3 protein-coding genes and 1 pseudogene are annotated in these 7,481 nt (G+C 72.0%); 3 read left to right on the forward strand and 1 reads right to left on the reverse strand.

From position 1 onward, the window contains the following. Window positions 1-13 precede the first annotated feature (13 nt). The gene (locus ACH4SE_RS21455; RefSeq protein WP_398545006.1) at window positions 14-2,599 is read right to left on the reverse strand and encodes a glycoside hydrolase family 9 protein; all 2,586 of its coding nucleotides are present in this window, start codon (window positions 2,597-2,599) and stop codon (window positions 14-16) included. A 1,141-nt stretch (window positions 2,600-3,740) separates the two neighbouring features. Between ACH4SE_RS21455 and ACH4SE_RS21460 the strand changes: the two genes are divergently transcribed. The 3 genes and pseudogenes from ACH4SE_RS21460 to ACH4SE_RS21470 all read left to right on the forward strand — a co-directional run bounded on the left by ACH4SE_RS21460 (window position 3,741) and on the right by ACH4SE_RS21470 (window position 7,394). Then, complete coding sequence (locus ACH4SE_RS21460) at window positions 3,741-5,675, forward strand: cellulose binding domain-containing protein (RefSeq protein ID WP_398545007.1); 1,935 nt, start codon at window positions 3,741-3,743, stop codon at window positions 5,673-5,675. A 162-nt stretch (window positions 5,676-5,837) separates the two neighbouring features. Next, window positions 5,838-6,779 (forward strand): annotated as a pseudogene (locus ACH4SE_RS21465) (arabinofuranosidase catalytic domain-containing protein); the annotation flags it as partial. Window positions 6,780-6,812: 33 nt separating this feature from the next. Then, window positions 6,813-7,394: a cellulose binding domain-containing protein gene (locus ACH4SE_RS21470; protein ID WP_398545260.1), complete on the forward strand. Its 582-nt coding sequence runs from the start codon at window positions 6,813-6,815 to the stop codon at window positions 7,392-7,394. Window positions 7,395-7,481 lie beyond the last annotated feature (87 nt).

Consider the following 7,481-nt stretch of genomic DNA (forward strand, 5'->3'; position numbering starts at 1 on the left):
CCGCCGTGGGCCGTCAGGAGGCCGTCGCGCAGGTGCCGCCGTTCATGGTGAAGGCGTGCGGATCGCTCACCTGGCCGCTCGACGTGCCGTTGAACCCGAAGCCGACCGACGCCCCGGGCGCGATGGAGGCATTCCAGCCGGCCGGCTTCGCGCTGACGTTCCGGCCGCTCTGGGTGATCTCGGCCTGCCAGCGGTCGGTGATCTTCTGGTCGTCGGCGAAGGACCACGCCAGCTCCCAGGGGGAGATCGCGCTGCTGCCGGTGTTCTTCAGCGTCACCAGCGTCGTGAAGCCGCCGCTCCACCGGTAGGAGGTGTAACTGACCTGGCAGGACGCCGCGTGGCTCCCGCCCCTGCCGAGGTCGTCCGCGTACGAGGCGACCCAGGCCAGCGGCGCGTTCCAGTTGATGGCGCTCTCGTTGGTGGAGTAGGACTCGATGTCGTCGATGTAGCACATCGCCGGGGCGCAGCCGGTGAGCTTGCTCTGCGCGGTCGGGTCCTCCAGCTGGTTGTCCGGGCCGCCGGCCAGGGTGCCCGCGGGCGGGCTGGGCAGGTCGGCGTTGAGCTGGTGCGCCCAGATGCGGCTGTGCTGGTTGTGCGAGTTCCGCTCGCCGAACCCGGTGACGTAGGACTGGTTCAGCGGGTTGCGGCCCAGGATGTAGTCCAGGGCGTGCAGCGCCGCGTCCCGGTAGGTGGTGTCGCCGGTCAGGTCGCCGGCCACGCCCAGCACGACGGCGTTGTTGAGCACCTGGCTGTTGGAGCCCCAGACGTAGTGGTTGCCGGCCGGCGCGTAGGGCAGGCCGTAGCGGGTGTCCCGGGAGTCCTGGGCGTAGCCGTCGGCGGCCTCGGTCACCATCGAGCGCACCGCGGTCAGTTCGTCGCCGGTCAGCTTGTTCGGCACCGTCGCCAGGTCGAGGGCGCCGAGGGCGGCGGTGGAGCCCCACGAGAAGCCGTCGGGCGGGAAGACGGCGGCGGTGTCGCCGTTCAGCGGTGAGTCGAGGACCGCCTGGCGGTAGGTGTCGTCGCCGGTGGTGATGAACAGCTCGGCCGCGGCCCAGTAGAACTCGTCGGTGACGTTGTTGTCGCTGTAGGAGCCGCCGCCGGTGGAGTCGTTGGGGTCGGCGTAGACGGCGGGGTGAGCCCGGGCCGCGGTCCACGCCTTCTTCGACGCGGTCAGGCAGCGGTCGGCGAAGGCCGCGTCGTAGGGCCGGAAGAGCCGGGCGCACTGCGCGGCGGCCGCGGCCAGGTTGAGCGTGGCGGCGGTGGACGGCGGGTGCAGCTGCCGGGGCTGGGCGTCCTTGTCGGGTGCCTGCGGCAGACCGGTCCACGCCTGGTCGTGCAGCTTGTGGTGGGCCATGCCCTCCAGCGGCTGGCCGTCGGGCACCTGCATCTCCATCAGGAAGTTCAGTTCCCAGCGGGCCTCGTCCAGGATGTCGGGCACGCCGTTGCCCTTCTCGGGCACCTTCAGCTTGCCGTCGCCGAGCGGGGCCCCGTCCGCGCCGCGGGCGGTCAGCGTGCGCTCGTAGGCGTTCATCAGCTCGGAGACCGATATGCCGCCGTTGACGACGTATTTGCCCTGGTCGCCGGCGTCGTACCAGCCGCCGGCCGCGTCCAGGGTGTAGTCGCACACGCCCGGCTGGCAGGGCACGTCGTTGTCACCGGTGTTGGGGGCGACGTTGAGGTGCCCGGCGGGGCGCGCGTAGGCGGCGCCGGCGATCGAGCCGTCGATGGCGATGCCGCTGCGCTGGTTGTAGTAGTAGGCGAGTGAGCCGGTCCGCAGCGCGGAGTAGACGTCCTTGGCGATGGTGAACGGCTCGCTGGTGTCGTCGCCGACGGTGACGGTGTAGCCGTCCCCGGCGGTGGTGTAGCTGCTGAAGTCGAAGGTCTGGACGTTCTGGCCGGAGGTGGGGTCGGTGCCGCCGGGCACGGTGGTTCCGGTGGCGACGGCGGATCCGGCGGCGTTCTTCAGCGTCCAGGTCTGCGGGTCGGCCGCGTCGGTGACGACGGTGCCGTCCTTCGGCCCGTCGGGCAGGTAGCCGACCTGGTTCACGCGGACCGGTGAGCCGGTGTCGGGGGTGTAGACCGGCGGCTCGGCCCCACCGCGCAGCGAGATGTCGTCCAGGCACAGGGTGAACGGCTTGGAGCTGCCGCCCACCTGGAAGGCGAGCTGGGCGGCGTCGTTGTCCGCCTTGGCGGTGAAGACGTGGGTGACGGGCACCGCGGTGGTGCCGATCTGGTCGTGCTCGGACAGCTCCGTCGTGTAGGGGTCGACGGCCATCTGCACGTTGGTGGTGATGGTGACCGGCACCGACGCGGTGGCGGTGTAGCTCAGCTCGTAGCTCTCGCCGGCGATGAGCGGCAGGTCGCTCTGCCCGATGATGGCGTCCCACGGATTGGCGGTGTCCCCGGGGATGTCGGCGCACAGCCGGCCGTCCACCACGGTGGCCGGGTTGTTCGCCGTCCACCACCACGGCGCGGTGGAGCCGTTGGAGAAGTCGCCGTTGACGATCTGCTCCGGCGCGTCGTCGCCGGCGGCGGTGGCCGCTCCCACCGGGGCGACCAGGGCCGCGCAGAGGAGACCGGCGACGGTCAGGCCGCCCATGACACGGGAGCGGGCCTGACGGCCTGCTCCGGGAGGTCTGGGGACGTGGGAACGGGGTGAGTGGGGGATCACGGATGTTCCTTCCGGGGGGACAAGGACATGGGAGCGCTCCCACGAAATGTTCGGGGGTGCTCGTAACGGCGTCAAGATGCAGGGCGCGGAGGGTGTTTGCCGCGCGGCGCGGTCCGGACCCGGCTGCCTGCGGGACGCCCCGGTGCGCGCCGCGGCGGGCACCCCGTCCCCGGACGCGCTCCGGACACCGGTGCGCACACGGAAGCTTGACAGGAGCGCGCCGATGGGCCAGCTTCGTATGCGGGCATTATGTTAGCGCTCACTTCACCGCGATCCACCCGTTGCCGGCCGTCGCCGCTGCGGGGTGTCCGGCAGCGCGCGGACACCGGCAGCGGATCCTTCCCCCCACGCAAGGAGCTTGGCATCCCATGTCCGCGTACAAGACGCACCGTGCTGTCGTGCCCCGGTCACCACTGATCCGCTCCAGGGCACCCGAGTAGCACCAGCGGCCGCGGCGCCACGGCCACGGTCCCCCGCACCCTCGGCAGCGAGCCGGGCGGTGAGCGCCTCCGGAACGGGAGCCGCGGACCCAGGGGACCGGGACGGCCGCCGGCGCGCCCCGCACCACGCGACAAGTCCGGGCAGCCACCCGGGCCGCACCGGCGCTCCACCGCGCCGCGGCGCATTCCACACACCGGGCGGGCCCGACCGCAGCTCCGGCGGCGGCAGCACTCCTCCTCGCCGTCCGTCTTCCCGCCCGGGCCGTGCTCTCCGGTCCCGGAGCCGCCCTGCGGCCTCCGCGGCACGCCCGGGCGAGGACTGCTCCGTGCGGCAACCGCCCGTACCCCGGGGAGGTCGCTGATGCCGGTATCGGCGACCGCCCGGTTCCCGGCACCGTGCCGGAAGGCGGGTCCCCGCCCCCGGCGCGGCCACGGTGCCCCCGGCCGGACCGACCGCCGGCGCGGCGGCCCCGCGCAAGCGGCGGGTGCGCCGTCCTGCGGCGTCCACCGGCCCGGGCGGCACCGCGGCGCACCGTCAAGAACACCGGCGGCTCACGCCTGGCCCGGACCACCGGGTGAGCGGCCGCCCCCTCTTCACCCCCCGCACACCGTCGAGCCCAGGAGAGACCATGACCTCACGACGAGACGACGCGACAGCGGCAACTCCCCCGTCCCCCAGCCGCAGAGCGGTGCTGGCGGCGTTGGGAGCCGTGCCCGTCCTCGCCGTCGCACTGCCGCCTTCCCGAGCGACCGCGGCGACGGCCGCCGTGGTCATCGACCCGTCGAAGCGGCGGCAGACGATCCGCGGCTTCGGCGGCATGAACCACCCCGCCTGGGCGGGTGACCTGACGGCCGCCCAGCGCGAGACGGCGTTCGGGAACGGGGCGGGCCAGCTCGGGTTCTCCGTCCTGCGCATCCACGTCGACGAGGACCGCACCAAGTGGAGCAACGAGGTGGCGACGGCGCAGGCGGCGGTCGCCCACGGGGCGATCGTCTTCGCGTCGCCGTGGAATCCGCCCGCGAGCATGACGGAGACGTTCACCCACGGCAGCCAGACCGACGCCAGGCGCCTGCGGCACGACATGTACGGGGCCTACGCCCAGCACCTGAACGACTTCGTCCAGTTCATGAAGAGCAACGGGGTGGACCTGTACGCCATCTCGATCCAGAACGAGCCCGACTACGCCTCGACCTGGACGTGGTGGACGGCGAGCGAGATCGTCACCTTCCTGCGCAACAACGCCGGTTCGATCAGCACCCGGGTCATCGCGCCGGAGTCCTTCCAGTACGTCAAGAGCATGTCCGACCCGATCCTCAACGACGCCACGGCCCTGGCCAACCTCGACATCCTGGGCGCCCACCTCTACGGCACGTCCTACTCCGACTTCCCCTACCCCCTCTTCCAGCAGAAGGGGCAGGGCAAGGAGCTGTGGATGACCGAGGTCTACTACCCCAACAGCACCGACTCCGCCGACCTGTGGCCCGCCGCCCTCGGCGTCGGCGAGCACATGCACCACGCCATGGTCGAGGCCGAGTTCCAGGCGTACGTGTGGTGGTACATCCGGCGCTCCTACGGACCCATGCGCGAGGACGGGCAGATCAGCAAGCGCGGCGCGATCATGGCGCACTTCGCGAAGTTCGTCCGCCCCGGGTACGTGCGGATCGACGCGGCCTCGAACCCGCAGACGAACGTCTACACCTCCGCGTACACCGGCGGCACCACGGTGGTCGTCGTGGCGGTCAACAAGGCGACCAGCTCCGTGAGCCAGCAGTTCACCCTGGCCGGCACCACACCCACCAGCGTGGCGTCCTACGTGACGGACGCGAGCCGGAACGTGGCGTCCCTGAGCGGGGCCGGCCTGTCGAACGGCACCCTCACCGCCACGCTTCCCGCCCAGAGCGTCACCACCTTCGTCATCACCGTGGGCTCCTCCGGGGGGACCGACACCACGCCGCCCACCGCGCCCGGCACACCCACCGTCAGCGCGGTCACTTCCACCTCCGTCACCCTGAGCTGGCCGGCCTCCACCGACAACACCGGTGTGACCGGCTACGACGTGGTCCAGGTGGACGGCGGCACCGAAACCGTGGCCGCGACCTCGGCCACGGCCGGTGCCACCGTCACCGGCCTGACCGCGGGCACCGCCTACACCTTCGCCGTCTACGCCCGCGACGCCGCCGGCAACCGCTCCACCCGCAGCACCACCGTCACCGCCACCACGAGCACGGGCAGCGCGACGGGCGGCTGCGGGATCACCTATCAGGTGACGAACAGCTGGAGCGGCGGCTTCCAGGGCGAACTGGTCATCCGCAACACCGGCACCACCGCCCTCTCCGGCTGGACCCTCGCCTTCTCCTTCACCGCGGGCCAGGCCGTCACCCAGATGTGGGGCGGCGTCCCCACACAGAACGGGGGCGCGGTGACCGTGACCCCGGTGGACTACACCCGCACCATCCCCGCCGGCGGCTCCGTCACGGTCGGCTTCCTGGCGAACCAGGGCAGCAGCAACCCCGCGCCCACCTCCTTCACCCTCAACGGCGGCACCTGCACCACGGCCGTCTGAGCCCGGCACGGCCCACGCACCTCCGAGCAGAGGAGAACCCGAACGATGCTCCAGACATGGTGGCGCCGGTTGCGGCGCGGCGCTCTCGGCGCGGGGCTGGCGGTGACGGTCGCCGCGGGTGTCCTGGCGGGCACGGCACCACCGTCGCAGGCGGCGACGCAGCAGCCGTGCGACATCTACGCGGCGGGCGGCACACCCTGCGTCGCCGCGCACAGCACGGTCCGCGCCCTGTACGGCTCCTACAGCGGCAGTCTCTACCAGGTACGGCGCTCCTCCGACAGCAGCACCCGCGACATCGGCGTCGCCAGTGCCGGGGGCCGCGCGAACGCCGCGGCGCAGGACTCGTTCTGCGCGGGCACCTCGTGCGTGATCACGACCGTCTACGACCAGTCCGGCCACGGGAACGACCTGAAGTACCAGGGCCCGGGCGGCGCGGGCGGATCCGACACCCCGGCCGTCGCGACGTCCGAGGCCCTGACCGTCGCCGGCGGCAAGGCCTACTCCCTCTACATCAAACCCGGCAACAGCTACTGGCGCGACGGCCACCTCACCGGCGTCCCGACCGGAAGCGCGCCCGAAGGCGCGTACATGGTGACCAGCGGCACGCACGTCAACAGCGGCTGCTGCTTCGACTACGGCAACAGCGAGACCGACCGCAGGGCCGACGGCGCGGGCGCCATGGACGCCATCTACTTCGGCACCAGCTGCTGGTTCGGCGGCTGCTCCGGCAACGGCCCCTGGGTGCAGGCCGACCTGGAGTACGGGCTCTACTCCGGCGGAAGCCAGAGCTGGAATTCCGGCCAGCGCCCGTTCACCAGCAGCTACGTCACCGCCATGCTGAAGAACAACGGCACCAGCAGGTTCGCGATCAAGGGCGCCGACGCCCAGGCAGGCGGTCTCACCACCTTGTGGGACGGCGGTCTGCCGCCGGGGTACAGCCCCATGAAGAAGCAGGGGGCCATCATCCTCGGCAGCGGCGGCGACTGCTGCAACGGCAACACCAACCAGTCCCAGGGCACCTTCTACGAAGGCGCGATCGTCGCGGGCTACCCGTCGGACGCGACCGACAACGCCGTCCAGGCCAACATCGCCGCGACCGGCTACGGGTCGAACGCCACCCCGGGGAACACCGTCACCGTGACCAGCCCCGGCCCGCAGAACGCGACCGTCGGCACCCCCGTCGACGCCCTGCAGGTCCAGGCCGCCGACTCCGCCCCGGGCCAGTCCCTCGGCTTCACCGCGAGCGGCCTGCCGGCCGGCCTGTCGATCAGCTCCTCCGGACGCATCACGGGAACACCCACCACGGCCGGAAGCTACACGGTGACCGTGACCGCCACCGACACCACGGGGGCCAAGGGCACGGCGTCGTTCCCGTGGACCGTCACGGGCGGGGGTTCCACCGGCGCCGCGTGCCACGTCACCTACACCAGGTCGAGTGAATGGCCCGGGGGCTTCACCGCCGACGTCTCCCTCGGCAACACGGGCTCCGTCCCCGTCAACGGCTGGTCCCTCACCTTCTCCTTCCCCGGCGACCAGAAGGTCACCAGCGGCTGGAACGCCACCGTGACGCAGTCGGGCCGATCCGTGACGGCGGCCAACGTCGCGTACAACGCCGCCATCTCCCCCGGCGGAACGGTGTCCTTCGGCTTCCAGGGCACCTACACCTCCGACGACTCCCCGCCGTCCGCCTTCACCCTGAACGGCGCCGCCTGCTCCTGATTCCCTGCCTCCTTCGCTGCGGGGGGCCGTACCGCCGGAGCTCCGGCGGTACGGCCCCCCGCAGCGAAGGAGGCAGGGAATCAGGAG

The sequence above is a fragment of the Streptomyces sp. NPDC020983 genome (assembly GCF_044333485.1).
Taxonomy (GTDB): Bacteria; Actinomycetota; Actinomycetes; order Streptomycetales; family Streptomycetaceae; genus Actinacidiphila.

Coding starts and splice junctions, on each gene's coding strand:
- ACH4SE_RS21455 (WP_398545006.1), bottom strand. CDS start 2,599: ATGGGCGGCCTGACCGTCGCCGGTCTCCTCTGCGCGGCCCTGGTCGCC.
- ACH4SE_RS21460 (WP_398545007.1), top strand. CDS start 3,741: ATGACCTCACGACGAGACGACGCGACAGCGGCAACTCCCCCGTCCCCC.